We start from the raw sequence: 2,884 nt of genomic DNA, 5'->3' as shown, positions 1-2,884 counted from the left end.
CTAAACTTTAAACCTCAAAACCCAGACCAAAAGCACTTTCTTCCATCGCCAGCAAACAATCAACACCGGCAGTCATGGCTGCAGCGTGAGCACGGGTGCGGGGCAACAGGCGGGCATAATAAAAGCGTGCAGTATCCAGCTTGGCCTGATAGAACGCTTGTTCACTGCTGCCTTCGGCCAGTTTTTTCTGCGCGATTTCTGCCATCTGTGCCCAGAAGTAGGCCAACACCACATAACCAGAATACATCAGGTAATCCACTGAAGCGGCACCCACTTCTTCACGGTTTTTCATGGCGGACATACCAATTTTCATGGTCAGATCGCCCCATTCCTTGTTCAGCTCAATCAGCGGTTTGGCAAAGTCGTGCATCAACTCTTGCTGACTGATGGACTGGCAGTATTTGTGAATCTGTTTGGTGAATTTACGCAGAGTTTCACCCTGATTCATCAGGATTTTACGACCCAGCAGATCCAGTGCCTGAATACCGGTGGTGCCTTCATACAGGCGGGTGATACGAGCATCACGAACAAACTGCTCCATGCCCCATTCCTGAATAAAGCCGTGACCACCAAAAACCTGCACACCTTCGTTAGTGGCTTCAAAACCAACTTCGGTCAGGAAGGCTTTAACAATTGGGGTCAGCAGGCCGAGGATTTCATCGGCTTCTTTTTTGTCTTCATCACTGCCGTATTCCACCAGATCCACCAGCTGAGCAGTATAAAGAATCAGTGCTCGACCACCTTCACTGAAGGCTTTCTGGGTCAGCAGCATACGACGAACATCCGGGTGCACAATGATTGGATCGGCGGCTTTTTCCGGTGCTTTAGGGCCGGACAGTGCGCGCATCTGCAGGCGATCACGAGCATAAGCCAGGGCGTTCTGGAAGGAGACTTCAATCAGTGCTTGTCCCTGAATACCTACACCAATACGGGCAGCATTCATCATGGTGAACATGGCGGCCAGACCCTTGTTGGGCTGTCCCACCATATATCCGGTGGCATCATCAAAGTTCATCACACAGGTGGAGTTACCGTGGATACCCATCTTGTGTTCCAGTGATCCACACACCACACCATTACGCTCTCCGGCTTCACCGGCGGCATCTGGCAGGAACTTGGGTACCACAAACAGAGAAATGCCTTTGCTGCCTGCAGGGGCATCCGGCAGTTTTGCCAGTACCAGATGCACAATGTTCTCGGATAGTTCATGTTCACCGGCAGAGATAAAAATTTTGGTGCCACTGACCTTGTAACTGCCATCAGCTTCAGGAATTGCGCGGGTTTTGATCAGTCCCAGATCAGTACCACAATGAGGCTCAGTCAGACACATGGTGCCCGTCCAGCGACCTTCAATCAGTTTGGTCAGGTAGGTCTGCTTCAGCTCTTCGGTGCCGTGGTGTTCCAGTGCACTCATGGCGCCGTGAGACAAACCGGGATACATGCCCCAGGCCAGGTTGGATGAACAGATCATTTCGTTCATCACCAGACCCAATGAGTGAGGCAGGCCTTGACCGCCGTATTCAGGATTCTGGGTCATGGAGGGCCAGCCACCATCTACATACTGCTGATAAGCTTCCTTGAAACCATCGGGAACTGTAACCACGCCATCTTCCAGTGAACAACCCTGCTGGTCACCAGGTAGGTTCAATGGAGTTAATACGTTTTCGGCAAACTTGGCACCCTCTTCCAGAATGGCATCAGTCACTTCAATGGCATCTTCGCCACCCGGCAGGGCGCGGTAGTGGCCTTCAAAATTGAGCAGTTCATTCATGACAAAACGTATGTCACGCAGGGGGGTCTTGTATGTTGGCATGGGTAACCTCTTGCTTCGCAGCTGATTGTTGTTGGTTTGTCTTTTGGTTCTGCCAGAAGTTCAAACGTATGTTTGAAAGTTAAGTCATGGGATGGCGGGTGTCAAGTGGTGAAAGTGCTTTTTTGAAAGGATTGGATCAGGCGACCAGGCTGAGCTGGCTGCCACGGACATAGGGGAGGCGGTTGGTGGCAGCAAGATCAAGTGTTTCACCTATGGCCTGAGCAGCTGAGAGGGGTGATTCATTACCAAAAATCGGCTGGCGCATGGCAACAGCAATGGCCATGGGACGGCGGATGCCAAAACCGAAAGTGAAAGGCAGAGGTGGGCGTTTGCGTCCGTGTCTTGCTTCTTCGCTGTGGGTGAAGGCTTCTGGGGTTGTGCCTTTGTTGTCCTGGCTTTTCAGGCTCAAGGTGAAGTCAGGGTAACTGTGGCTGTGGCTGCTATCTTCATCGAGCTGGAAGGTTTCATCGGGCAGGCTAGCGGTTCTCGAATTGCTTTCACCTGCCGCTACATCGTTCAGCTGACGTGGTTTAGTCTTTTCTTGATGAGGCTGCTCAGCCGTTTGAGCGGCTTTTTTTTTGACGCCGCCGGGCGCTGCTGTCTGCTGGCGAGACCAGGAGAGAGAGGAGGACTCAACTGAAAGCAGAACCATGGCGGAACCCCAGTGTCAGAGGAAGCTTAAAAAGCTAAAGTAAGTTTTTTAATCGACCATTTGCAGACTTTCTTTAGCCTGTTAGCTGAAAGTATAGATAAAAGCCCCTCGGCTGCCCAGTAAAAGACTGAATCTGTTACTCTTCAGTGTTTGCTTTATAATTGGATTAATATTTTCTGTTCAGGGACTAAGATGCACCTTTTAAATCGTCTTGCTTCGCTCAGAATACCAGTATTACTGGCTTTTACCCTGTTGCTAACCGCCTGTCAGGGTGGGGTTAATCATGGTACATCCAGCCATGTCAGTGTTGGTGCAACCCAGCCCCCCCCGCGAGAAACAATTCGTCCTCCGGTCAGAGCAACACCGGCACCGGCTTCTCGCCCGGCTCTAGCACCAGCTCCGGCACCAGCTCCGGCACC

General features: G+C 51.5%; 2 protein-coding genes. Both read right to left on the bottom strand.

What is annotated here, in order from left to right; all coding sequences use genetic code 11:
- Positions 1 to 7 precede the first annotated feature (7 nt).
- The gene (locus IBX50_RS19320; RefSeq protein WP_292258028.1) at positions 8 to 1,813 is read right to left on the bottom strand and encodes an acyl-CoA dehydrogenase C-terminal domain-containing protein; all 1,806 of its coding nucleotides are present in this window, start codon (positions 1,811 to 1,813) and stop codon (positions 8 to 10) included.
- A gap of 136 nt (positions 1,814 to 1,949) precedes the next feature.
- The gene (locus IBX50_RS19315) at positions 1,950 to 2,465 is read right to left on the bottom strand and encodes a hypothetical protein (protein WP_292258027.1); all 516 of its coding nucleotides are present in this window, start codon (positions 2,463 to 2,465) and stop codon (positions 1,950 to 1,952) included.
- Positions 2,466 to 2,884 lie beyond the last annotated feature (419 nt).

The sequence above is a fragment of the Marinospirillum sp. genome (assembly GCF_014859565.1).
This window is presented reverse-complemented; position numbering and strand designations above follow the sequence as displayed.

Coding starts and splice junctions, on each gene's coding strand:
- IBX50_RS19320 (WP_292258028.1), bottom strand. CDS start 1,813: ATGCCAACATACAAGACCCCCCTGCGTGACATACGTTTTGTCATGAAT.
- IBX50_RS19315 (WP_292258027.1), bottom strand. CDS start 2,465: ATGGTTCTGCTTTCAGTTGAGTCCTCCTCTCTCTCCTGGTCTCGCCAG.